Annotated in this window: 21 protein-coding genes; 11 read left to right on the forward strand and 10 right to left on the reverse strand. The window is 65.3% G+C overall.

The window, feature by feature from the left end; genetic code table 11:
• The first annotated feature begins 109 nt into the window (after positions 1-109).
• From MTY59_RS14625 to MTY59_RS14645, 5 genes are all read left to right on the forward strand, one after another.
• Entirely contained in the window at positions 110-1,573 is a 1,464-nt protein-coding gene (locus tag MTY59_RS14625) for a tyrosine-protein kinase domain-containing protein (protein ID WP_221041783.1), read from the forward strand.
• On the forward strand, positions 1,570-3,072 hold the full coding sequence (locus MTY59_RS14630; RefSeq protein ID WP_221041784.1) for an O-antigen ligase family protein: 1,503 nt from the start codon (positions 1,570-1,572) through the stop codon (positions 3,070-3,072). Before MTY59_RS14625 ends, MTY59_RS14630 begins: the two co-directional genes overlap by 4 nt.
• Positions 3,073-3,158: 86 nt before the next feature.
• Positions 3,159-4,175, forward strand: a complete 1,017-nt coding sequence (locus tag MTY59_RS14635; protein WP_221041785.1) for a glycosyltransferase family 4 protein — start codon at positions 3,159-3,161, stop codon at positions 4,173-4,175.
• Positions 4,176-4,191: 16 nt separating this feature from the next.
• Complete coding sequence (locus MTY59_RS14640; RefSeq protein ID WP_221041786.1) at positions 4,192-5,118, forward strand: aldo/keto reductase; 927 nt, start codon at positions 4,192-4,194, stop codon at positions 5,116-5,118.
• Complete coding sequence (locus MTY59_RS14645; protein ID WP_221041787.1) at positions 5,115-6,824, forward strand: FAD-dependent oxidoreductase; 1,710 nt, start codon at positions 5,115-5,117, stop codon at positions 6,822-6,824. The genes MTY59_RS14640 and MTY59_RS14645 overlap by 4 nt, the downstream gene beginning before the upstream one ends.
• Positions 6,825-6,853: 29 nt before the next feature.
• Here MTY59_RS14645 and MTY59_RS14650 read toward each other — a convergent pair whose 3' ends face one another.
• On the reverse strand, positions 6,854-7,729 hold the full coding sequence (locus MTY59_RS14650; protein ID WP_221041788.1) for a hypothetical protein: 876 nt from the start codon (positions 7,727-7,729) through the stop codon (positions 6,854-6,856).
• Positions 7,726-8,850: a Gfo/Idh/MocA family protein gene (locus MTY59_RS14655; RefSeq protein ID WP_221041789.1), complete on the reverse strand. Its 1,125-nt coding sequence runs from the start codon at positions 8,848-8,850 to the stop codon at positions 7,726-7,728. The genes MTY59_RS14650 and MTY59_RS14655 overlap by 4 nt, the downstream gene beginning before the upstream one ends.
• A 479-nt stretch (positions 8,851-9,329) precedes the next feature.
• Here MTY59_RS14655 and MTY59_RS14660 point away from each other — a divergent pair, with 479 nt between their 5' ends.
• A complete protein-coding gene (locus MTY59_RS14660; RefSeq protein WP_221041790.1) occupies positions 9,330-9,785 on the forward strand; it encodes a glycosyltransferase family protein in 456 nt (151 codons plus the stop codon).
• Positions 9,782-10,267, forward strand: coding sequence for a glycosyltransferase (locus MTY59_RS14665; RefSeq protein ID WP_221041791.1), 486 nt, complete (start codon positions 9,782-9,784; stop codon positions 10,265-10,267). Before MTY59_RS14660 ends, MTY59_RS14665 begins: the two co-directional genes overlap by 4 nt.
• Before the next feature lie 9 nt (positions 10,268-10,276).
• Here MTY59_RS14665 and MTY59_RS14670 read toward each other — a convergent pair whose 3' ends face one another.
• The 7 genes from MTY59_RS14670 to MTY59_RS14700 are packed head-to-tail and all read right to left on the reverse strand — an operon-like array spanning position 10,277 to position 18,339.
• A complete protein-coding gene (locus MTY59_RS14670) occupies positions 10,277-11,320 on the reverse strand; it encodes a glycosyltransferase family 4 protein (protein ID WP_221046452.1) in 1,044 nt (347 codons plus the stop codon).
• A gap of 11 nt (positions 11,321-11,331) precedes the next feature.
• The gene (locus MTY59_RS14675) at positions 11,332-13,293 is read right to left on the reverse strand and encodes a glycosyltransferase (protein WP_221046453.1); all 1,962 of its coding nucleotides are present in this window, start codon (positions 13,291-13,293) and stop codon (positions 11,332-11,334) included.
• A complete protein-coding gene (locus tag MTY59_RS14680) occupies positions 13,290-14,753 on the reverse strand; it encodes an oligosaccharide flippase family protein (protein ID WP_221041792.1) in 1,464 nt (487 codons plus the stop codon). Before MTY59_RS14680 ends, MTY59_RS14675 begins: the two co-directional genes overlap by 4 nt.
• A gap of 11 nt (positions 14,754-14,764) precedes the next feature.
• Positions 14,765-16,348, reverse strand: coding sequence for a sugar transferase (locus tag MTY59_RS14685; RefSeq protein WP_221041793.1), 1,584 nt, complete (start codon positions 16,346-16,348; stop codon positions 14,765-14,767).
• A complete protein-coding gene (locus MTY59_RS14690) occupies positions 16,333-16,905 on the reverse strand; it encodes a dTDP-4-dehydrorhamnose 3,5-epimerase family protein (RefSeq protein WP_221041794.1) in 573 nt (190 codons plus the stop codon). The genes MTY59_RS14685 and MTY59_RS14690 overlap by 16 nt, the downstream gene beginning before the upstream one ends.
• Positions 16,906-16,960: 55 nt before the next feature.
• Positions 16,961-18,190, reverse strand: coding sequence for a PPE family protein (locus MTY59_RS14695; protein ID WP_221041795.1), 1,230 nt, complete (start codon positions 18,188-18,190; stop codon positions 16,961-16,963).
• Positions 18,191-18,192: 2 nt separating this feature from the next.
• A complete protein-coding gene (locus MTY59_RS14700; RefSeq protein WP_221041796.1) occupies positions 18,193-18,339 on the reverse strand; it encodes a hypothetical protein in 147 nt (48 codons plus the stop codon).
• A gap of 366 nt (positions 18,340-18,705) precedes the next feature.
• On the opposite strand from MTY59_RS14700, the gene MTY59_RS14705 reads away from it, so the two are divergent.
• From MTY59_RS14705 to MTY59_RS14720, 4 genes are all read left to right on the forward strand, one after another.
• Positions 18,706-19,377 (forward strand): TetR/AcrR family transcriptional regulator, encoded by a 672-nt coding sequence (locus tag MTY59_RS14705; protein ID WP_221041797.1) that lies wholly within the window; start codon positions 18,706-18,708, stop codon positions 19,375-19,377.
• A 132-nt stretch (positions 19,378-19,509) separates the two neighbouring features.
• Positions 19,510-20,220, forward strand: coding sequence for a TetR/AcrR family transcriptional regulator (locus MTY59_RS14710; protein WP_221041798.1), 711 nt, complete (start codon positions 19,510-19,512; stop codon positions 20,218-20,220).
• Positions 20,221-20,321: 101 nt separating this feature from the next.
• Complete coding sequence (locus MTY59_RS14715) at positions 20,322-22,370, forward strand: hypothetical protein (RefSeq protein ID WP_221041799.1); 2,049 nt, start codon at positions 20,322-20,324, stop codon at positions 22,368-22,370.
• Positions 22,371-22,383: 13 nt separating this feature from the next.
• On the forward strand, positions 22,384-23,436 hold the full coding sequence (locus tag MTY59_RS14720; protein WP_221041800.1) for a polysaccharide deacetylase family protein: 1,053 nt from the start codon (positions 22,384-22,386) through the stop codon (positions 23,434-23,436).
• A gap of 15 nt (positions 23,437-23,451) precedes the next feature.
• Here MTY59_RS14720 and MTY59_RS14725 read toward each other — a convergent pair whose 3' ends face one another.
• Positions 23,452-23,814 (reverse strand): PAS domain S-box protein, encoded by a 363-nt coding sequence (locus MTY59_RS14725; protein WP_081389457.1) that lies wholly within the window; start codon positions 23,812-23,814, stop codon positions 23,452-23,454.
• Between the last annotated feature and the right edge of the window lie 11 nt (positions 23,815-23,825).

The following is a 23,825-nucleotide window of genomic DNA, read 5'->3' on the forward strand; positions in this document are numbered from 1 at the left end:
CAATGGCCGCGTGATGATGCTGCATAATCTGCAGTGGATATGCGTGGCCGGTGCCGGGAAATCTGATGACGCCATTCGCGTCATAAGCTTCTAGAAAGGTTATTAGCCGATGGATTTCCGTACCTTCGTCCGGATACTCGGCACGCACTGGAAGCTCGCCATCACCGCGCTGCTGGCCTGCACGATCGGCGCCGCGTTCGTAACGGCGTTGCAGACGAAGCACTATCAATCTTCGGCCACGGTCCTCATCTCGTTTTCGGGTGCGACTGATCTGAATGAGCTATACAGCGGCACGGAGGCTGCACAAGAACGGTTGTCGTCATACGCCCAAATCGCAGGCGGACACATCGTGGCCGAGCGCGCAATACGTCAGCTCCAGCTTTCGACAAGCGCCGATGATCTGCTGAGCCAAACCCAAGTGAAATACACTCCGAAATCGGTGCTCTTCACGATCAGCGTCAAGGACACCGATCCCGCGCGCGCCGCCGCGCTGGCGGGTGCCATGGCCAATCAGTTCAGCGCGATCCTTCCCACCCTCAATCCGGCTTCGGGTCCGACCGGTGCCGGTGAACGGGTAACCGCTGGACCGCGGCCCGAGGGCGTTGAGATAACCCCGCCGTCGGGCCAGCCCTCGGACATGCCGGCCTCCGCACAGCCCACGGGCAAACCGATACCGGCGGCCCGGGCGACAGTGGTCGAGCCGCCCCGCGTGCCGAGAGTTCCCGTTTCTCCGGTGCCGATGCGAAACATGGTGATCGGGTTTGTCGCCGGGGTGCTCCTTGCTATCGCGGTCGCGCTGACCCGCGAGGCCGGCGATCGCACCATCCGCACCCGCGAGAAGCTCGAAGGAGTCTCGGGGCTGCCGACTTTGGCGGAGCTGCCCGGAAAGCGCGGCACGGTTCCGCGGTTCGGCACCGACACCGCATCCGACGATGCCGTGCGCGGCATGCGCACCCGGTTGCTCAGGGCGATCGGACCGGATGCCCGCCGGGTGCTGGTGACCGGGCCGTTCGGCGGTGAAGGCGCGACAACCACGGCGATGAACCTTGCGCTCGCCCTCGCCGAAATGGGTGAAGACACATTGCTTGTCGAGGGCGACAGCCGCCGACACGTGCTCGCCGGATTGCTGAGGGTCGAATCAGGCGAGGGGCTGGGCAACGCATTGGCCAACCCCGACATCGCCGCCGAAGCCGTCAAGCCGACGCCGATTTCAAGGTTGTTCATCCTGGCGTCCCGGTCCGCGCGCCGCGAAAGTTTGCCTGTCAGTGGCTATTTGCCGGAAGTGATCGACCGCGTCCTACAGGAGCTGTCGTCACGCTTCGATCGGATCGTCGTCGACGGCCCGCCGGTCCTCGCCACGGCCGACGCCGGCCTGCTGGGCGGCGCCGTCAACGCGACGGTGGTAGTGGTGCGGGCGCGGCGCACCACCGCCGACGAACTCAAGGACGCGCTGACCGCCCTGCGCTCGGCCGGGGCGCAAGTTGTCGGCACCGTACTCATCGACGCGCGTCAGTCGCTGCACATCAGGGCGGCCGACCGCGCCTACCGGTCAAAGGCCAGCGGGTCGGCGTGAATCTGTACCTGCGGGCTCGTCCCCGCCTGGCGGTGGACGGAACCCTGCTCGCGATCTTCGTGTTCGGGTGCTTTGTGTTCGGTGTGCTCTCGGTGCGCCGAACCACCGAGGGAGTGCTGCTGACCGCCGCGTTGTTCTGCGTGGTCGTGTACTGGGTGAAGCCCGAAGGAATGGTGGCGGTCACGCTGTTCGGGGCCTTCGCGGCACTGCCAGAAGGATTGCACGTCGGCAAAGTCATTGGCCCCGTGACGATTTACGCATACCACGTGGCCGCGGTGCTTGCCATTTGTTATCTGATCCCATCCGCGAGACCGCGATCGTACGATTTCGTGTTGCCGGGGCTTTTGGTGCTCACGGTGGCGTGGTCCACCATCACCGGTTTCGAAACCGGACACGCTGCCCTCGTAGTGATGCGTGAATCGTCGAGCATGATCGAGATGGCCATCGGATTCATGTTGGCGCTACTCGTTGTCTACGCCGGCCACGTCAAATTCTCGATCCGGGTGATGATTGTGATCCTGTGGTTTTCGGCGGGTATGGCGATTGTGAGTTCGCTGTCTGCCATCCGGCTGGCCGGCCGGTCGGAAAGCCTGGAAGGGACCACGGGCGCCGGCCAGGCCGTGCGCATCATCCTGTCCACCCAAACGCCGGCAACCGCCATCCTGTCCGCGCTGGTCGCCGCGCCGATCGTCGGGCGCGTCAGGCCCGCAATGTATCTCGCGTTGGGCCCACCGGCGCTGAGCATTTCGCTGTTGTCCTTCTCCCGCAACACGCTGATCTCGATGGGGGTGGCGGCCGGGGTAGCGCTACTCGGGAGCTTGAGCTGGGCCGCGATTCGGCGCACGGTCGCGGCCGCTGCGGTCGGCTTGGCCATGATCGCCGTGACGGTGCCGGGATCGCTGTTTTTGTTGCAACGCTCGAAGACCGGGGCGTGGCTCAGCGATCAGTACGCCGCCTTCAATCAGCGCGTGCTGGGCGGGGTGTCGTCAAGCGCGCTCGCCATTGACGATTCGGCACTGGAACGACTGCGCGAAATCAACCTGCTCAAGGAGACCATCGCTCGCGCCCCGGTGTTCGGGCACGGACTCGGCTACGTGTATCAACCGCCTACCGGCGACGACGAGTTCCATCTCTACTTGTATCCCGCCTATTCCCACAACTTCTACCTCTGGTGGTTGGCCAAGGCCGGAGCCGTGGGCATGGCGGTGTTCGCGCTATTCGCGCTCACGCCGGTCATATTGGCGCTGCGATGCGCGCCGGGGCCCGCGAAAATCAGCGCGGCGGTCGCCGCCGGCCTCCTGGCGATATCCGCCGTGTGGCCGTTGCCGGAAATGCCGATGGACGCACTGGGACTCGGTCTGGCCCTCGGCGCGGCAATGGGGTACGCGGGTCTGCGGCGCAGAAACAGTGACGGTGGCCGGGGAGATGTCAGCCCTGCGCCGGCCCCGACGTCCGGCTCGACCGCACATGCCAATGTCGGCCTCGCCACGTCCAGCTGATTCGTGGGGGTGCGGCCGGTGCTGACCATCTACTTCTTCGCACACACCTGCCACTCGTGGGTGCGCGGATCCGCCACGGGCCGAACATGATCGCGGTGACTCACGTGGGGCCCGACATGTACAGCATCGGCGGGACGCAATCAGTGATCCGGGTCATCCGCGACAACCGGATCGGCGCCGACGAGATCCGAGTCCTCTCGACGTGGGCCGGACCACACCAGCATCTCAAGAGCCTATTGCTCACCGCGGGTGCGGGGTTGGTGCTGGCTCAGATGTCTCGCACGACCATCGTGCACTTTCACGTCTCGAATGGCGGAGCGTGGTTGCGGGATGGATCCTTGATCCGACTGGCCAGAGCGCGCGGCCTGCGGGTGATCGTCACCGTGCACGGCTCCGACTTTCCCGAGTTCGCCCAATCTCACCCCCATTTTGTGGGTGGGGTGCTGAACCATGCGGACCATGTGATCACCCTGTCGCAGGAAGCGGCCGCCGCGGTTGCCGACGTGGCGCCCGCGACGTCAACCACGATTGTGGCGAACCCGATCGTGATCGATCGAGATGCGCCCGGGGCCGGCTCCACCCCACCCGTGGTGCTTTTTGCCGGCACGGTCGGGCAGCGCAAGGGTGTGGACAGACTTGTCGCGGCGTGGCAGCTGCTGCTCGCCGAGGGTATCGACGGATGTTGTCGCATAGTCGGTCCCATCGACGACTACACGCCGCCGCCAACAGAGCGGCTGACCGTCGAAGGCCCGGTGCATCCGGATGCGGTCCGTGAATTGCTCCGCTCGGTTCGAGTCGTCGTGCTTCCGTCGTCCGCTGAGGGAATGCCTATGATACTGACCGAGGCCCTCGCGGGTGCGCGACCGTTTGTGGCGACGCCGGTTGGCGGCACGGCAGGGATCACCCCGGACCCGAGCATGCTCGTCCCACTCGATGACGTTCCAGCACTGGCTGCGGCGATCGGGCGCTACCTGCGTGACCCGGCCCTGGCTGAGCGTGATGGGCTACGGGGGCAACAGCACGTCGCGGCCACCCGGAGCCCCGAGGTCATCGGCGCCCGGCTGCGCCAAATCTATGAGGGCTGTGGCGTTGCATCGAGTTGAACTTCAGGGGCCGCGATTGTCGGTCAGCGCAATCGGTTTCGGATGCGGCTCGTTGATGCAGTCGCCCTCCCGCAAGGAGCGCATGGCCGTGCTCGCCAGCGCAATGGCGGGCGGCATCACCCATTTCGACACCGCGCGAATGTACGGCCTGGGTATGGCAGAGGCAGAGCTTGGAACGTTCTTACGCACGGTCGAGCGCGACACCGTGACCATCGCTACGAAATTCGGCATCGATGTCGGCGGCGCGGCGCGGCGCCTCGCCCGGTTCCAAAGTCCGGCAAGAGCATTGCTCCGCAAAGCCCCTGCGCTCCGCGCGACCGTCAAGCGACGCCATGCCCCGCCCACCACCGTCCGGCTCTACGATGCGGCCGTCGCGGCTCGCAGCCTCGACCAGAGCCTTGCGGCGCTCGGTGTCGACTATGTCGACATCCTGTTCGTTCACGCCCCCCGGCCCGGTGACACGCTGGTCAGTGATGAACTCCGCGCGTTCTTCGAACGCGCTCGCCGACAGGGCAAGATTCTCGCCTGGGGGGTATCCCAGGATGAGGGGCTGGACGTTGATTTCTCCCGAGCTTTCGCACCCGAGGGAGTGAGTCAGCTTCGCAGCGATCTCCTCGATCCGTCACCTCGACCCGCCCACCTCGCCTTCGGTGTCCTGAGTGGTCCGCACCGAAGACTCTCGGGGGCGTTGCAGGCGGACCCGATGTTGGCGGGACGCTGGCGCGAGGCCCTGCAGACCGACCCCCTGGCTCCCGGCGTGCTTGCCACACTGATCCTCGGATCATCCGCCGCCGCAACGGGTTGTCAGGCAATCCTTTACAGCAGCACCAGGCCCCAACGGGTCACCGAGGCCGCGGCCGCCGTCTTGTCGCCGCCGGACGCGGAGACCGTGACGCGGTTCCTCGCTCTAGTCAAGGAGTTTCGCGACGGGGCTGCCGCATGATCCGGCGCATGGCCGACTTCACGTCCGATATGACGATCGAGACCGACGTCGCAGTCGTCGGGGCCGGTCCGATCGGTATCGCGACGGCGCTCGAACTTGCGCGGGCGGGCGTGCAGGTGACGCTCATCGAAAGCGGCCTCGAGCGCAGTGACCGTGCGGCGCAGAAGTTGTCGAGTTTCGACTCTCGCCAGGACGACTACTTCCATTCAGGCAGTGAGCTCACGGTCCGCCGGCAAGTCGGTGGAACCTCGGCGCTCTGGGGTGGGCGCTGTGTCAAGTTCGACCTCATCGATTTCGAGGCTCGACCCATCACCGCACAGGCGCCCTGGCCCATCGGGCATGACGATGTCGAGCCGTATCTTCAACGCGCCTGCGATTACGCGGTATGCGGCCGGGCGGCATTCAATGCGCGTGACATCCCTGAAATTGCGGATCGCGACATGATCGTTGGACTTCCCGACGGCCAGGTGCGCACGACAGACCTCGAACGCTGGTCCCTGCCAACACGTTTCGGGCGCAAATACCGCACCGCATTGCGGGAGACGTCCGGCCTGACGCTGTGGACCGGCCTGACCTGCACCGAAATCGTGACCGTGCCGGCCGGTGAGCGCGTTGATCACCTCGTGGTCAAGGCGCGCGACGGCCGGCAGGGGAGGGTGGTCGCAGCGGACTACGTCATCGCGACCGGCGGTTTGGAGGCCACCCGTCTGCTGCTGACGTCGGACCGCCATCACCCCGCGGGGCTGGGGAATGCGGGCGGCCACCTGGGACGGTGGTACATGGCTCACGTCGAAGGCCGAGTGGCGCGGGTGCACTTCACCACGGATCAGGTCCTCTACGCGTATGAAAGAGACAGCGAGGGGGTCTACGTTCGCCGGCGCTTCACCTTCGATCCGCACCTGTTACGCGAGTCCGGAATGCCCAACGCCGCAGTTTGGTTGGTGAATCCGCCGATCAGCGACCCGGGCCACGGGAGCGGGATCCTGTCCGGCGTCTACCTGACCCTCATCTCCCCACTCGGCCGGTTCCTGCTCGCCGGAGCCATTCGTGAGGCGCACACCAGGACCGTTGGGTCGCCGCAGATCGTCGCGCACCTGCGCAACGTTGCGCGAGACCTGCTCCCCTCGATCCGGTTCGCGATCGCCTTCTGCTACGCCCGGTTCCTGCGCAGGGGCAGGAAAGCTCCGGGATTTTTCGTGAAGAGCGCCGACAATCGCTACCTACTCCAATACCACGGCGAGCATCTCCCGCATTGGGAGAGCCGTGTCGAGCTGACCGACGAGCGGGATGCGCTGGGTATGAGGCGTATTCGCACCCACATGCACTTCTCCGAAGCGGATTACCAGAGCGTGCGCAAGGCCATCGTCGCGGTCGACGAGCATCTTCGTCGCCACGGTGTGGGCTACGTGGAGTGGCTGAGCGACGATGTCGAGGGCTCGGTGCGCGCGTTCATGGAGAAGCGAACCGGGTACCACCAGGCGGGAACGACCAGGATGTCGAACTCGCCGCAGGACGGCGTCGTGGACTCCCAGCTGCAGGTACACGGGGTGTGCGGGCTGTACATTGCGAGCACGTCGGTGCTGCCGACGTCTGGCCAAGCCAACCCGACGCTCGTCGGGATGGCGTTGGGGGTCCGGCTCGCCCGGCGTCTTGCTGACGCTCGAAGGGAATGCGGCGCAACCGGTCTCGGGATACCCGGGTATTGACGGTGCATGCGCTGCACCCGGCGCAGGTATCAGGTCGCCCTCGGCCACATTTCGTCGATGAGGGATTTTGTCTGGTGAATGTTGTTGCGGCTGGACGCGCCGAACACGATCGACTCGATCCTCGGCTGCCCGCACACGTACTCGATTGCCTCGCGAGGCGGAATCGCGCCCGAGGCGAGCACAGACATCGCGATCAGCCGGCATCGCCGTTCGCGGATAGTCTTCTCGTAAAGCTCAACGCCGCCGCACATCCGGAAGCCGATTTTATTGAAATTGGTGCACACGATCGGGTTCTCCATTCCTTGCCTTTCGAGCGCATCGAGAAGCCTGGGCAGGTTCATACTGATGAACCCCGGCTCAGCGTGGTACTTGAGCCTGACGTGATCGGAAAACAACCGGAAGGCCTCTTCCATTCCGAGTCCGAGAAGCAAGTCGGTTACCACGTTTTGAATGAAAATGACGGGTGTCGATAACCCGGCGAACATCTTCATCTCGGCATCGACCAACAGCTGCATCAAGGGGTCGACGTCCTTACTGGCAATGGCGACACCGCCCTTGAACATCGACCTGACCGCCCCATCGTCCGGCAAAAACTTCCGCAGCGCCTCGACGATTCCGAACTCGGTCACAGCATTCGCATATTTATGCGCGTACGGCATGCACGGGTAGAAGGTGTAGTCGGGGTACTCAGTTCGATTGGCGCGGAAGTGATCACAGATTTCGCCGACCCGATCATGGGTCGTGCAAACGAATGTGCGGATGCCTTCCCGATAGGCGTCGTCCAGCGTCGCGAGCACAGCCGGGAGATGTTGAAAGCGTATCGCCTGTGCGCGTGCCTTCTCCTCGGACATGTGGTTGACGCCGAAGAACTGGTTGTCGCCGAATAGCACACGGTCCATGGTCACGACGCCCTCGAGGTCGCGAGTTTTCTGATACGCGCGACGATCTCACGGCGGAACGCGCCGCGCGGGGATCCATTCGCCGACCCCCGCGGCCCCTGCACCGAGCGTGTGGTGTCCGCGTCGCCGGTGATCATCTCGACCACTCGATCGACATCGAGTGCCGAACGAAACGTGTTCTCGCCATCCACCCGGTTCTGACTCACACTGTTGGCGAAATAGTTGATCTGCGCCGAGTATTCTTCGCCCCGAAGGTAGTACCAAACCTCCTCGGTGAGGTCGGTCGTGTATCGGATGGTCCATCCCTTCGCCAACTCGGGGAGCTGGGGGTGCGCCTCACGAAGGTAGATTTGGCACTCCTGCCGATCGGCCGTGATGCGGCCATTTGTTCCCCATACCGACACCTTCGTCGACATCTTGCGGAAGCTCTCGTCGCTCCAATTCACGCACAGTTGGCCGGTTGCGCCGTCGGGGTAACGCATTGTGCAGTAGACCTCGTCGTCGACATCGCGCGAGAAGATGCTTCGCCGGACGACTCCGTCGACCGAATGGGGTACGCCGACCATGAAGTTCATCAGATCGATGGCGTGGCACGCGTAGTCGTAGAGGGCGCCGCCACCCTCGGCCTTCACTCCGCGCCAGGTGCTGCCCTTTTCGCGGAGGACGACCGGACCGTATGCTTCTGCGCGCACATGGTGTACGCGTCCCAGTGCGCCCGCCCCGACGAGCCGCGCCGCCTCTTGGAAAGAACCAATGAAACGGCAGTGATAGCCGACCTGAGTGACGAGCCGGTTCGTCTCGGCCAAGCCCACCAGGCGCTCGCCGTCGTTCACGTCGAGGACGAACGGCTTCTCGCAGAAGACATGCGCCCCGGCCCCCAGCGCCTTCTCGACGACCGACGCGTGCAGCCTCGAGGGGACGGCGACAACGACCGCCTCGGCATTGGTTGCCGCCAGCATCCGATCGAAGTCGTCATAACAGTCCAGGCCGGTGTATTTGGACAGGACATCACGCACGTAGCCGGCCGAATCGCAGATACCGACCACATCGAGGTGCGGATGCGTTCGCAGGATCGCAAGATGCGACAGCCCCATTTTTCCGAGGCCAACGATGGCCGTTCGAATCATTGTGTGCGCCTTTCACTCTTCGAGTCCCGCGGCGACATGTGCAGCCATTGCTGTCGAGCCAGATGGGCTGAAGGAATTCCACATTGCTCACGCATGGGCGCCGGTGGTGCATGGATTCACCACGGCCGCCCGCAGTCTTTTACTGCGCCGACGCCTGTCAAGACATACCGGGCATCCCTGTCCTCGTACGCAGTGAGATCGCCTGTCGGGGGGCGCTCAACGCAACGAGGATGACGTTAGCATCGGCGAGCTGATGATTTCGTCGATCTCGTCGAACTCGGTGCCGGCGCTTCGACGGCGGCGGAAGAGACGTCTGGCCGGTGCGGGCGAGTTTCGTTGGTATATGCGAGAACGCGGGTTGGAAAGCACCGGATTCACTAACATTGAGCTGCCGCATCGCCTGATGCATTACGGGGCGGGAGCGAAGGCTCTCGTCGCGCGGCCGAGCTTGATCGCGAACGCCTGAGATGGGGGAGGACATGGGCCGCCTGCTCCTCATCGCGTCCTCCGGCGGCCACATCTACGAAATGTTTTGCCTGCGGGAGTTTTGGCAGGACAAGGATCGGTTTTGGGTGAGTTTTCCAACCGCGGACGCCCAGTACCTGCTGCGCGACGAGGAGGATATTCATTGGGCGGCGCACCCCACCGTCCGGAATGTTCCCAACCTCATGCGCAATTTGGTGCTGGCACTGCGGCTCCTGATCCACCACCGGCCCGCGATGATCCTGACCACAGGTTCGGGCGTGGCCGCCCCCTTCCTCTGGCTGGCCTGGCTGCTGCGGATCCCCACCGTCTTCGTGGAGTCGATCACCCGCATCACCGAGCTCTCCCTCACCGCCCGGATGGTGAAGCCTTTTGCCACCCGGTTTTTGGTGCAGTGGCCCGAGCTGGTCGACCGCATTCCCCGCACGGAATACCACGGGAGGATCGTGTGATCTTCGTGATCATGGGGATGGAGGTGCACCCCTTCGACAGGCTGGCGCGCACAGTCGACGAGATGGCCCGGGCGGGCACCACCGGGGAGGACTTTTTCGTGCAGCTCGGAACCTGCGGCTACGAGCCACGGCATGCCCGGTTCAAGCGCTTCCTGTCCTTCGGGGATGTCTGCGAACAGATACGGTCGGCGTCCGTGGCCGTCACTCACGCCGGCGCCGGGTCCACCTTGCTCTGCATCGAACAGGGGAAGCATCCGGTGATGGTCCCTCGTCGATCGCGGCTCGGCGAGCACGTCGACGAGCACCAGCTGCCGTTCGCCGAGAAGTTGGAGGCAGGCGGGCTGGCCACCGTGGTCCGAGAAATGGAGGAGCTACCGGCAGCGATCGAGGCGACGCGTTCTCGGACGGCCCCGGCCGATGCGCTGGGCCGGGCGCGTGAGCTGACGGGGTGGCTGGAGACCTTCTGGCGCGGGCTCGGCTGAGCCGCCGCGTCAGCGCTGACGAGCCACCACCTGTGCGATGACCTGTAACAAGCGCTCCGCGACCAGATCGACCGAGCATCGCCGCGCATAGTAACGCGCGGCCTCGGCCCCTTTCGCCGCCGCTATCTCCGGATCCGCCAATGCATCGAATGTGGCTGCGAGCCGGTCAATGTCGTCGATGCCGACCGGGACGCAGCCCGGTGGTTGGTACTCGGGCAGGGCGCCGGCGGTGGACACGATCGGCATGACGCCCAACTGCATGGAGAGCACTTGCACGCCGCTTTGTGAGGCGCGCCGATAGTGGGCGATCGAACCTTTCGCGGCGGCCAGCGCCGGGATGACATCGGCGTAGCGGAAGCTGCCGTTGCGCCAGCGCGTGTGCTTGGGCAGGGCGGCCGCGTCCAACGGTCCGTTGCCGATGAGCACCAGGCTGTCCCCACGCCAGCCGCCCCCGATCACATGTCGCCGCCAGGCTTCTAGCACGACGTCGACGTTCTTATACGGGTTGAGGCGGCCGAACATCACAAAGTCACGACGCCCTTCGGGCCCCACGAACGGCGGAAGTCTGTCCAGGTCGAGGTCGCTGGCCAACGGCACGACATGCACAGGAGTGCCCGCGATGTCACGCCGCGCGGTGACGGCGGCCGCGACATACTCGCTGTAGGTGACCGTCGCCGCCGAACCGGCGCCCCAGCGGTCGAATACCGCACGCTCGTACGCCGGCGTCAGTTCGTCGGGATCGTGTGGTCGGTCGTCGTGCACCACCTGGATGCGGGGGTCTCGTCCCGCCAGCGCGATCCAGCGCGGATCCCGGACCAGTTCGGCGATCACGACGTCAGGCCGGTACTCGCGGACGCGGCGCCAGGCCTTGAAAGTCGGCAGCCAGGTCGCGGCCGTGCGAAACCGCGGGTCGAGCACCAACTCGTAATCACGTGCGGCATCGGACTCGGGGTGCTGATCGGAGGTCACCAACAGTACCTCGGCGCCATGTCGCAGCAGCGCTTCGGCCTGCACACGTACCGCCGGCCGTGTCCACGGCGAAAGCCAAAGCACACGAGGCGAACTCACAGCACAGCTCCGATCGCATCGAGGTAGGCATCGGCCATTGCCTGCACCGTGTAGTGCTTGCGCATGCGCTCGTAGCCACGGCGTCCAACCGGTGGCAGTGCGCCCGGGTCCGCCAGGATCCGGGCGAGCTCTTCTCGCCAGCCCGAAGCCGACACGGGTTCGACGAGGAATCCGGCCGTGCCGAAATCCAACATTTCGGGGACGGCGCAAACCGCCGAGGCCGCAACCGGTATCGCCCGCGACATCGCCTCGAGGATCACCACCGGGAAGGCCTCGGAGCGGCTCGGAACGCAGAGTAGATCCGCGTCGGCCAGCGCAGGCTCGGGGCCCGCCGACCATCCGCGCCACTGAACCCGCTCGCCCAATTCGGGAGGCGTACCCGCCTGCAGCCTCTCCCGATCGGGTCCGTCACCGAAAATCGATAACTTCCAGGGCATCTCGGCAAGCCCACGCAGCGCTTCGATCAACAGATGGGGGTTCTTGTGCTCGACGATGCGGGACAGCATCACCAGGTGCAGTGGCTCGCCTGCACTGCGGTGCCGAAGGACGGGTTCCCCGATGGCGGCGACGCCGTTGGGTGCGATGAATCGCCTTCCCGAGAGCCGATGCTGCGCGAGCAGCATATCCCAATGCCGTTGCGCCAAAACGATAAAGCCGTCGGCACGCCGCATCGCGGACGTCAGTGGCCGGGAGTAGATGGGCGCGTCCTCCTCGGGGGGAACATGCGGAGCAATCAACCAGCGTCGATTTCGACCGCTCGCGCGCCACAAACTACCGAATCCCACCTCGGTGTTGGTGTCGCCGGTGACAACCACCGCCGGGCCCTTCGGGATGTCAACGACCGGAGCCCACCAGGGCTGGCGCATCACGCGCACGGCATGAGCAATCTCCGAGATCAACGGGCCGAGCCGCTGAACGCAGACGACGACGACCGGAAAGCCGCGTCGGTCTAATTCCGTTGCCAATAACGCTTTTTGTCGCTCGGCCCCGCCGTAGACCAGGCGGTTGGTGGTGATCACGATCGTGGGTAGGTCCGTACTCCGGCGGTCCCGAGCGACCCGGCGCGCAATCCGTTTTGGCCTTTGAAGCCGGTCCAGCACGGTGGTGCCGGCCAGATACGCGTCAGCGTGATGAACGCTGCGTTGATGTTCGAGCAGCAGCGCGGTGTTGGTGCGCCGCAGGTCCTGATTGCGGCGGGATTTGTCGCTTTGGCCGGGCGCGGTGGCGCGTTCAGCACCGAGTTCGTCGGCCAGCAAGACGCGCCAGCCTGCGGCGCGCGCCCGGGCCTGCCAGTCGGCGGCCTCGCCGTAACCGAAGAATTCTTCGTCGAAGCCGCCGATGGCGTTCCACGCAGCGCGGTTGATCGCCAGACAGGCGGGGCTCAAATCACCTTCCAGGCCGTGTGTTTCGGAAGGCTGGTGAGCATACAACGGTGAGATCGGTGCGTGACGGAGCGAGCCGGAGTAGCCGGCAGCGGCGATGAGAGACCGCACCAGTGTCGGTCGCCGGGTAGCGATGTCCCATGGCGCCCGACCGGGCGCGCGCACCATTGGTGAAACCGCCGCCACCTTGGGCTGGCGAAGTAACTCCCGGGTGCGGGTGAGTGGTCCCAGCACGCGAACGTCGGCGGCGAGTAACAACAGATCGGAGTCGGCGGGCGTTTGGTCCACCAGCGCGTTGCATGCCTGTGCGAAACCAACGTTTGCCGATCCCGACACCCAATGCGCCGCAGGGCATTTCGCGGCCAGTTCGACACACCCCGGATCCTGCTGATCGCTGTCCGCGTAGATGTACACCGGCAGCGCAGGCAAATGTTCGGCGATACTGGCTAAACAGCCCTGCAGCGATTCGTGGTTGCGACGGCTTACGATCACCACCGCGAGCGAGCGCGCGGCAGGCAGGTCCGGCGGGTCGCCGGTCGTACGTTTCAGATACGCCCGATCTGATTCGCGCTTCATGCCGGCAGCTGATTCCCGCGCAGCGAGGTCAAGTTCGACCAGCCGATCGGCCCCGCGATCGCGCTGGTGGCCAGATAGGCGGCAGCGGCGGCCATCAGCGTCACCACGACGTGGTGACCCGAAAGCAGCAGTGTCACGGCAACACTCGCTGCCGTCGGGATCAGCAAGCGCAGCAAGAACATCACCGGCGTACGGTAGCCGCAGCGACGGCGCAACCACCAGGTGCTGACCACCAAGTTGAAGAATTCCGTGCACACCAGCGCGACGCCCGGACCGACCGCCCCGTACCGTCCGGCGAGACTGAGATTGAGTGCGACGTTGAGCACCAGGGTGGCCATCGTCAACCAAAACAAGATCCGCTGATGATGACTGGCCACCAGGCCCTGGCCCAGGGTGCCGCCGACGAATCGCAACGCCGCCGCGACGAACAGCAACGCCAGCGTCGGCGTGCCGCGATGGACGAACGCGTTGTCGCCGAAGAACGCGATCAGCGATCCGGCCAGCAGCGCACCGACCGTTGCGACCGGCACCGCCACGAAGCACATCAGCTCTACGCTTCGGCGTAGAAAGCCCGCGAAAGCGGCGACGTCACGCGAAAACAGCTCGGTGGCCGTCGACAGCGTCGATTTGTGAAAGATCAGCGACACCACGATGGTGTTGAACGCGATCGTGAATGCCAGGCCGTAGACGCCCACTTCGGAATGCGTGCTCAACAAGGACAGGATCACGCCGTCGGCGCGGCAGTACAGCAGACCGATCACCAGAAAGCCGATCAGCGGCAGGCTTTCCCGTAACAAGTCGGCCGCCTCTCGCGGCGCGAAGATCGGGCGGACCGAGATGTGCCGCGTGGCCGCGGCGCCCTGGATCAACAGCTGCACAGCGGGCGGGATCAGTTGCGCGACGGCGAACCAGATGACGCCCGACCGCATCGCAACCAGACAGGCGACCATTGCCAGGGTGCCCGTGCGGGCGGCGATGTCGGAGATGGCCACCGCGGAGAACCGGACGGTGGCCAGAAATATCGGCTCGAAGCGCGTCACCATGGTCTGCATCAGCAGCGCTCCCGAGAGCACGACGAGCATGATCCGCACGTCCGAATCGTGATAGATGAGCAGGCCGGACACGGCGGCCAATACCGCCAGCGGGACGCAATAGATCAGGGCCAGGCCACTGTTGATGCGCACCAGGCGTTCCAAGTCGCCGCGGCCCGAGGTCACCCGGCGCACGATCACGGTCGCGATACCGAGATCGGCGAGGCTGGTCCACATGGCGATGAAGAGAACCGCGATGGAGAGTTGGCCGTAGCGTCCCGGTCCCAGATAGCGGGCGGTCATGGCCACCGAGACGACCGAGGCGAGCATGCCAACGGCGCGGCAGATCAGCTGGATCGAGAACGCATGAGCCATTCGCGTGAGTGGCACCGACGACACCACCGCGTCGGGTGCCGTCGGCTCGGTCATGGCTCGCGAGCCTAGTAGGCTCCGTGGCTCGTTAGAACCGCTTTCACCGTCTTGGCGACAATCACCAGATCACCCGACATCGACCAGTTGTCGACATACGACAGGTCCAGCCGCACCGACTCTTCCCAGGACAGGTCCGAACGGCCGCTCACTTGCCACAATCCGCTGACGCCCGGCTTCACCAGCAGCCGCCGCTTGACGTCGGTTTCGTACTTGTCGACTTCCCGTCGCAACGGGGGCCGCGGCCCCACGACGCTCATGTCTCCCTTGAGGACGTTGATGAATTGAGGCAGCTCGTCGATGCTGTAGCGGCGAAGAATCTTGCCGACGGGGGTGATCCGAGGGTCTTCGCGCATCTTGAACAGCATGCCGCCGGCGCACTCATTCATTGTCAGCAGGTGCTCGATCTGGGTGTCCGCCCCGTCAACCATGGTGCGGAACTTCAGCATCGTGAAGGGTTTTCCGTCGACGCCGATGCGCTCGGCCGGGTAGAAGACGGGCCCCCTGCTGGTCAGCTTGATGGCGATGGCGGCCGCAATGAGAATCGGTGCGGTGGCGACCAGGGCTGCCAACGAGAACAAGAAGTCAAAGGCCTGCTTTTGAAAGCGGTGCGCCCCTTCGTATTGCGGCTTGTCGACATGCAGCAGAGGCAGGCCCGCGGTGAGGCGCAGGGTCAATCGCGCCTCGGTCACGTCCATGACGCCGGGCGACACGACCAGGTCGACGTTCATGGTCTCGAGCTGCCACATCAACTCCCTGATCCCGTGCATCCCAAAGCGATCCGTCTGGGTCAGCGCCACGGTGTCCGCGTCGCAGCGCGTGATCGCGGTAGCCGCGTGGGTCTGGTCGCCCAGGATCGGGATCTCGCGGCCCGCGATGGTCAGGCAGTTGCCGCGGTCCGGCCCGTAGCCGGGGATGCAGACACCGACCACGACGCAGCCGGCCAGCGGGTTGCGGGCCAGTTCGTGTGCGAGGTGGGTAACCGCCTGGCGGTCTCCGATGGCCAAAACGCGGGTCTGGTACTGGCCTTCGGCGCGCTTGCGGTTGACGTGCTTGCGCCACCCGCTGCGACTTCCCAGCAGCGCCAGGGTGCCGACGGGAAGCGCGATGGCCAGGTAGCCGCGGGCCAGGTCGACCTTGGCGAGCAGCGTCACCATCGCGATGATTCCGAATGTCCAAAACGATGCGGTGCCGATCCGGCGGTACTCCTCGATTCCCGCGCCGATCACTCGCGTTGAGCGCGTTTGGAATACCGCGAGGGCCGACAGCCACAGCACCGCGAAGAGGCAGGAGAACAGCGTCATCATCGGGTCCGAGTAACCCGATGTGTTCGCGATCTCGCCGAAGCGAACGTACTGGGCAAGCAACACCGAGGCGCAGACGATCACCGAGTCGCTGATGCGCAGGTTCTGCGAATAGTGGTCCTGCCAACGCCGTAAGACGCCGGCACCGGCCGAAGGCGCCGGACCCGCAGTGGTCGGCGAGCCATTGGTGTCGCCGCCATGCGACGTGGTCATGTTGGCGGGCCGGGTCTTCAGCGGTCGCCGGCGGGGCATGACATGCTCCGTGTTGCGAATCATCACCGACTGATGCATGTTGCCACCTGCTCCACTGGTACCAATCTGGGTTTGCGTGCGGGCCAGCTCGCGTCCTGCTCGGAGATGACCGTGACCGGTATGGGCCACGAGATGCCGAATTCGGGGTCGTCCCAGCGGATCCCCTGCTGGTCGGCCAGCGTGTGGTCCCCGCTGATCTGGTAGCTGACTTCGGTGTTGTCGACCTGCGTCTGGAACCCGTGGGCGACATAGGGCGGCAAGTACAGCGTCCGGTGGTCGTCGGCGTTCAGCCCGACCATGACGTGGTCGCCATAGGTCAGCGAGTCGGGGCGGACGTCGACCGCGACGGCGGCGATGGCACCGCGGGTACAGCGGACCAGCATGGCCTCGGCGTGTGGCGGCACCTGTCGGTACAGACCACGCACGGTGCCGCGGGTGTAGTTGAAGACGATATTCGTCTGCGTGACATCGAAATTCAGTCCGTGATTGGCGAAGTCCCGGGCGCAGAACGAGCGTGAGGAATACCCGCGATGGTCGCGATGGAGCTCGAGGTCGATGATTGTCACTCCGGCGACCTTGGTGGGCGTGTACTTCACTTACCGCTCCTTCTGTAACCGGGCCTGCTGAAAACCATGTCGCTCATGCGAGGGCTCACGCGTATCCGGCGGCCGGCGGGCGCGTCATCACGGTGGGGATGACGCCGTAGCGGGGTCCAAGCGTCTTGCCCGACGCGGCCGCCAGGCGCGGCAGCGAGCCCATGACGCTCGGCGGCACATTCGCGCCGGCGAGGTTGATGGCGGGCAACGCGGACACGGCGCTGTGGGCGGCCGGGATCACGCTGGTCCAGCTCGCCGGCACCGCCAGCGGCCCCAGCGAGGCCGCGCTGCCGAGGCTGCCGAACACGCCAGATCCGATCGATCCGATCGATCCGAGCGCTCCCGCGCCGGAGCTGGCCGCACTGGCGGCTCCGGTGGCCGCAGCCGCTGCTCCACTGGTCGCTGCGTTCGCCAGGCCCTGCGCGGTCTGGGCCATGCCGAGGATGGAGGACATCCCATACAGCGGGGTCGCCGCCGCCGAGAAAGCGCTGGGAATAGCGCCGGGTATACCCGAGGCGAGCCCCGTCATGATCGACGACGAGCTCGAGTCGGTTGCGCCCGCGGCTGCACTTCCGGCCGTTCCAACGGCCCCGGCGGTTCCGCCGAGGTCGCCGGCGGTGCCGCTCGCAGTGGTCATCGGTGAGGAAAGCTGGTGCAGCGCGGTGGGGACGTTGGACACCACGTGCGCGAGATTCGCCTGCTCCGATTGCGAGGTGACCTGTCCGACTACCGCGGCCTGCTGGGCCATCCCGCCCTCATTGGTGACGTGCGGCGCCGGGTTGAATTGGGTCACCGAGCAGGCGCCGGCCGAGCCGGCGGCGTATTCATACATCGCCGCGGCGTCCTGCGCCCACATCTCGCCGTACTCGGCTTCGGTGGCCGCGATCGCCGCCGCGTTCTGGCCGAAAAAGTTGGTCGCGACCAGCACCGCGAGCTGGGAACGATTGGCGGCGACCGCTGGTGGCGGGACGGTCATGGCGAAGGCGGCTTCGTAGACCTCGACGGCTAGCCTGGCCTGACCGGCCGATTCCGCGGCCCGCGCGGCGGCGCCTGCCGTCCACGCCATGTAGGGGGCGAAGGCGGAGGCCATTGCCAGCGACGACGGGCCCATCCAGCGCTGGGTGGTCAAACCCGCGATCACGGTGCGGTAGCAGCTCGACGCGGCGTGCAGTTCGGCGGCCAAACCGTCCCAGGCCACCGCGGCGGCGATCAGTGACAGCGGGCCGGGGCCGGCGTACATCCTGGTGGAGTTGATCTCCGGGGGAAGCGCTCCGAAATCGATCATTTTCAGACCGTGGCCGTCAGGCGGGGCGAGGCGGCGGTGGCGACGAAGGAGGTGCAGGTGACCGGGGATGCATCGATAAACCGCAGGTCAGCCCTGGTCTGGCGGTCGTATGAGACCTGTGACCAGCGGTTCGCCGTGACGAACGACATGTGCTTCCCCTTATGTGGTGCAGACGGTCGAGACGATGTTTAGGCCATTTCCAAACTGACGATATGACAATAGCCTACAAAACATACTAATGGTTTGACAAGAACGTGTGATCTAGACCTCAGGTATTTACCGACGCGTCAACCGGGACAGCCGTATGACTGCTAACCTCAGAAGTGGACTGGATATCTTGAGCGACGCGGGTGCGTGTTTCGCTCCACACCCTGAAGAGCCGAGGTGGTTGTGGCCTGCTTGAGCAAGGCGTTCGTCGACGTGACGGGTGACGCCGCCCGCGACGTCGGCCTCGGCCTCGGCCCGGACCTTTGCGTCAAAACTCGCGCCGCGGGGAATCCGACTTCTCGATTGCGATGACGACCCACTCGACTGACGGACGAGCCGATGCGACCCGGCAACAGATACTGCGGGCCGCGTCTCATCAGTTCGCCCGGCGCCCGTACCACGACGTCGGCCTCGACGACATCCTGGCCGAGGCCGAGCTGACTAAGGGCGCGATGTACTTCCACTTCAAGTCGAAGCACGCGTTGGCGGTCGCGATCATCGAGGGCCAGACCGAGTCCGGCGCCGAAGCCGTGCAAGAACTGCTGTCGCGCGGTCTCTCGGGCCTCGAGACCCTGATCGACTTCTCCTATCTGATCGCCATCAAGGACATCAAGACCGATATCGTCAGGTCAGGCCTGAACCTGATGGAGTCGGTCGGCCTGGCGGACGGGCTGCAGGAGAAGTTGTTCGACCAGTGGATCAAAGCGCTGGCCAAGGTCGCCGAGCAGGCCAAAACCGAGGGCGACATCAATGATGAGTGCGACCCGCAGGACATCGGCCGCTTGATGGTCTCGCTGCACATGGGCCTGCGGAAGACCAGCAATCTGGACGAACCGGAACGATTCCTGCGCGACCTGGAGAATTGCTGGTCCCTGCTCCTGACCGGGGTCCTGCAGCCGGACCGCACCGAATACTTCCGCCAATTCCTCAGGCGGCGTGCGGCGCTCGCCATCAACGCCAGTTCCGCGGATGTCGACTGACGACGGCAACACCGGGGGGTTGCACCAGGGGGATCGCCGTGGTGGCGGCTGATACTGTGGGCCGTCTTGCGGGCAAGGTGAAACCGGATGAGCGATCTGCGCATCCGATGAGACTCCGGAGGTGCGTGCACAATGGCGCGCCAAGTTCGCTCTGAAGCCACTCGCCGAAAAATCCTCGATTCCGCGATCGAAGTTTTCGCTGACGTCGGGTATGCCGCCGCTGGATGGAGCACGATCATCGAGCGCACGGGAATGACCAAGGGCGCTCTCTATCACCACTTCGATTCGAAAGAATCGTTGGCGTCGAACATCATCGAGGAAGGTTCGGACGCACTTCTCAGCGCTTTCCGCAACGTGTGTGGGGCGTCGTCGCCGGGGCTGGAGAACCTGCTGCACGGCACATTCACGATTGTCGAGGTGTTGAGCTCGGACAAAATGGCCCGCGCGGCCGCACAATTGGCCACGGCGTTAAGCGGATTCAACGGAGCGGCGTCGCGCTTCTTCGCGAACCTGATGTTGGAGACGGCACAAGAGGCACGCCGCGCGATCAAGGAGGGCGACCTCCGCACCGAAATCGATCCCGACGTGCTCAGCGCGTCGATCATCGGTACCATTTTCGGTGCCCGGTTGGTGGCCAATGCCATATCGAGCCACGGCAGAATCGGCGACATCATCGGCGACCCCGCCGCGCGCCTGCATCAGATATGGAAGCTGCTGCTGCCGGGCGTGGTTTCGGAAGCGTCGCTGCCCTACTTCGACCAATTCCTGCGCCGCGAAGGAATGCGTCACGCGGCGACCAGAGCCGCCCGCGACGAGGCCGCAGCGGAATCGGAAACCGAATAGGGCCCGAAAGTCGGGTGGCCGATCTCGAAGAGGTGGCGCCAGATACCTTTTCGCGATCGCCATGACGAGATTCCGTTATTGGGGTTGAAGCGCTTTCAACAATGCATACTGTTCCGGTGACGTACCGGAAATCCCTCCGCCGAGTATTTGCATTGGCCGGTGTCGTCGGATTCGTGGTGATGAGTGCTCCGGCATCGTGGGGTGCGCCCGCCGACCCGACCGCCCCGTCAGACTCGACTTCGACTTCGACTTCGACGTCGGCCACGGCGACGACCACCACGACGACGCTGTCGATGACCGACGTCGGGGCGTCCGCGAACCTGGAGTTCTGGGGCCTGACGAGCAGCCAGCAACTGACCGTGCCAGTGCTGCATGGACTGACCCCGGCCACGCTGAACACGACGGTCGAACTGCCGATTAATTTGCGGTCGGGGCTGATCACGGTCACACAGGGCGATCGCACCCTCACGCGGCTGAACCTGCCCACCACCGATCAGACACCGATGACGATCCCGTTGGGCGGAGCGGAAGTGACCGACAACTGGCTGACGGTAACCGTGCACGCATACCTGGTCCCATTGGACGGTTACTGCCTATACCAGGAAAGCCCGCTGCGGTTGGTCAATGGGACGGTCAACTACACGGGCACCGAACTGCCGCCCACCACGGTGTCGCATTTCCTGCCGCCGGTGCTGCGCAAGCTGAGCATCTTTCTGCCACAGTCGCCGTCGACGGCCGAGTCCGACACGGCAATTCAGCTCGCCACCTCCACCGCCGCGCACTATGGCAAGCAGGCCCCCGACATCACGGTGATCCCGTTGCCGGAAGGGCAGAACTCACCACCGACGCCGCCGCAATCGCTGGAGCGCCAGGTCGTCGTGAAAGAGGGCCCGGACAACGGGCTTTCGCTGCAAGGTTCCTCCGGCGTGCCCTGGCTGTTGATTTCGGGCCCGCTGAATCGCACCGACGAGTCGGATACGGCCGTGTTGTTCAGCGACCTGTCGGATCTTGCGCTGTCATCCAAGGCCTCGATGGACTCGCCGAAGCCCAAGGTGCAACTGCCGGGAGACACCGCCACACTGCGCGAACTCGGCCAGTCCGTCGCCAACTCGACTTCGCTGCAACCCCGCGTGTCGATCGGAGTGGACCAAACCCGGTTGGGCAGGTCGGTGCATTCGGTGCGGGTGCATCTGCTGGGCTCATACACTCCGACGCCGAACAACATCGGCGGCCAGATCGCCGTCACCGTGGGATCGGAGACCATCGACCACTGGCCGACCGACGGCCACGGCAACATCGACCGGTGGGTCGACGTGCCGGACCGACTGCTGCAGCGCTACACCACTGTCGACCTGGTACTCGATGTCGCGAGCAACGTCGGGCATTGCGGAGACTTCTACACCGCGGGGCCCGGCAACCAGCTCCTCTCGTTGAATGTCAGCGGTGACAGCGTCATTCAGAGCGGCCCCGCCGCGCCGCCGGTGCCCGACGGCTTCCAATCGGTGCCCCAAACCCTGATGCCTCGCGTCCAGGTGGGCATCGCCGAGCACTCGTTCATCGACACCGTGCGCGCGCTCGACATCATGATCGGCCTGCAGCGAATCAGCTCGATCCCGATCGATACCACCGTCACGAGCGTCAAACAGGCGATCGATTCCTCGAATCCCGCACTGCTGATTTCCGCCGACGGGTGGAACCAATCCGACGTGGTGCTCCCGGTGGCCGCGGGACCCAGCGGCCCGATCACCGTCAACGCCGTCGGGCCTGGTGACAAGCCGGCCAAGCTCACGCTGGACCCCGTGCTGCGGTTCGCGTCTCTCCAAACGGTTTTCAACCGCGGCCGGTCGCTGCTGGTTGCGACGTCCAACGGGGCGCCCGGGCAGCTCGACGAGCTGATCAGGTGGCTCAACAGCGACAACAACAAGCATTGGCAGCGACTCAAAGGCGTTGCGGTGGTATCGGTGCCCGGGCAAGACCCGGTGACCGTCGACCATCCGCCGCTGGCCGCCGGCGCGTCCGCCGCGGGATCCGGAGGTCATTCCGGCCTCGACTGGCTGTGGTGGTTCGGCGCCGGTTGGGTCGCTGTGGCCATCGTCGGTGCCGGGGTGATCCTGTGGCGCGTGAGACGCGAATCATGGCGGCGCCAATAGGGTTTGACGCTTGATGGCACAAGTCAGGAGCACGCTGATGCGCCCGGCCGTCAAGAACATCGCGGCCCGCTTACTGTGTGCCGCCGGCGTTCCGGCGCTGACGCGGCGGCGGCACCGCGACGTGCTCGCCATCGTCATGTTCCACGGCGTGGCGGACCACCCGCTGTCGCCGCCGTGCTGGCATGTCAACGGCGCGCAGCTGTATCGCCGCCAATTGAATTATGTGCGTAAGCATTTCAACGTCCTTCCGCTCGAGGAGGCCCTCGCCCGCCTTGCCGCCGGGACGTTACCGCCGCGCGCGCTGGCGCTCACGTTCGACGACGGCACCCGCAATCTCGCGACACACGCGCTGCCGGTGCTGCGCGAGCTGAACCTGCCCGCGGCGGTGTTCCTCGCGACGGGCCCGATCGGCACCGGCGCAACCTTGTGGCCGGACCGGCTGTGGCTGGCGATCGCCGGCAGCAATGCCACCGAAGTCGATTTGGCCGCACTGGGATTGGGGACGCGCTCCCTCGACGGCAGCGCCAAACGTGGCGCTGTCTACGTCGCGGCCGTCGAGGGGTTGAAGAACCTTGCCGACGCAAAACGCATCGCGGCGCTGGACGAGATCCTGGGCGCACTCGGATGCCGCGACGGCGGCGACCCCGGCCCGTTCCGGATGCTCAGCTGGGACGAGGCGCGGGAGATGGCCGCCGATCCACTGGTGACGCTGTATCCGCACACGGTCACCCACCCCATCCTGTCGCGGTGCGGCGACGACAAGGTCGAGCAGGAGATCGCCGATTCCTGTGCGGCGCTGACACGTGAGACCGGGCTGGCGCCAACAATTTTCGCCTACCCGAACGGCCGACCTCAGGATTTCGACGGCCGGGCCATGGACGCTTTACGCCGCCGTGGGGTGCGCTGGGCGTTGTCGACCGCGCCGGGCTTCGCCGACCGTCGCTGCGACCCGCTGGCATTGCCGCGGTTGGCGGTGGGCAGCAATTCCTCGTTCGACTACTTCCGGCTCATGGTCTCCGGCGGGCTGCCGCGCCGGCGCGGGACGGCCGGTGCGTCGAGCCGCTGAGGGGGATCGGCGGCGCTAGCGCGCTTCTTCCCAGAGCTGTTCGGTCAGATCCTGGAACGCGGCGAGGGCGAACTGGTCATCGGCCCGCCGCACGGCGGACTTGCTCATCATCGCGCGCACGACCGAGCCGTCCTTATGCGCCAGCTCGACGACCATGTTCGCCAGAGCGTGGACGGTCGCCAACAGTGAATCCGACGCCGGCGCCTGGTGGAAGATCTGTTCGAATCGCAGCGACAGGGCTTCGTCCGGCTCGTAGCCCATCATGTCGGCAAATGCTGTGTTGGCAAACAAGATACTGCCGTCATCGCCGATGGCCAGCACCGGAACCGGGATCCGCTCCAGCACAACCAGAGCGGGCAGTTCCTTCAAGGTCGTCATCGGCGATTGGC

The sequence above is a fragment of the Mycobacterium senriense genome, assembly GCF_019668465.1.
Classification (GTDB): Bacteria; Actinomycetota; Actinomycetes; order Mycobacteriales; family Mycobacteriaceae; genus Mycobacterium; species Mycobacterium senriense.

Coding starts and splice junctions, on each gene's coding strand:
- MTY59_RS14625 (WP_221041783.1), top strand. CDS start 110: ATGGATTTCCGTACCTTCGTCCGGATACTCGGCACGCACTGGAAGCTC.
- MTY59_RS14635 (WP_221041785.1), top strand. CDS start 3,159: ATGATCGCGGTGACTCACGTGGGGCCCGACATGTACAGCATCGGCGGG.
- MTY59_RS14645 (WP_221041787.1), top strand. CDS start 5,115: ATGATCCGGCGCATGGCCGACTTCACGTCCGATATGACGATCGAGACC.
- MTY59_RS14655 (WP_221041789.1), bottom strand. CDS start 8,850: ATGATTCGAACGGCCATCGTTGGCCTCGGAAAAATGGGGCTGTCGCAT.
- MTY59_RS14660 (WP_221041790.1), top strand. CDS start 9,330: ATGGGCCGCCTGCTCCTCATCGCGTCCTCCGGCGGCCACATCTACGAA.
- MTY59_RS14675 (WP_221046453.1), bottom strand. CDS start 13,293: ATGAAGCGCGAATCAGATCGGGCGTATCTGAAACGTACGACCGGCGAC.
- MTY59_RS14680 (WP_221041792.1), bottom strand. CDS start 14,753: ATGACCGAGCCGACGGCACCCGACGCGGTGGTGTCGTCGGTGCCACTC.
- MTY59_RS14685 (WP_221041793.1), bottom strand. CDS start 16,348: ATGCATCAGTCGGTGATGATTCGCAACACGGAGCATGTCATGCCCCGC.
- MTY59_RS14695 (WP_221041795.1), bottom strand. CDS start 18,190: ATGATCGATTTCGGAGCGCTTCCCCCGGAGATCAACTCCACCAGGATG.
- MTY59_RS14700 (WP_221041796.1), bottom strand. CDS start 18,339: ATGTCGTTCGTCACGGCGAACCGCTGGTCACAGGTCTCATACGACCGC.
- MTY59_RS14705 (WP_221041797.1), top strand. CDS start 18,706: ATGACGACCCACTCGACTGACGGACGAGCCGATGCGACCCGGCAACAG.
- MTY59_RS14710 (WP_221041798.1), top strand. CDS start 19,510: ATGGCGCGCCAAGTTCGCTCTGAAGCCACTCGCCGAAAAATCCTCGAT.
- MTY59_RS14715 (WP_221041799.1), top strand. CDS start 20,322: ATGCATACTGTTCCGGTGACGTACCGGAAATCCCTCCGCCGAGTATTT.
- MTY59_RS14720 (WP_221041800.1), top strand. CDS start 22,384: ATGGCACAAGTCAGGAGCACGCTGATGCGCCCGGCCGTCAAGAACATC.
- MTY59_RS14725 (WP_081389457.1), bottom strand. CDS start 23,814: ATGACGACCTTGAAGGAACTGCCCGCTCTGGTTGTGCTGGAGCGGATC.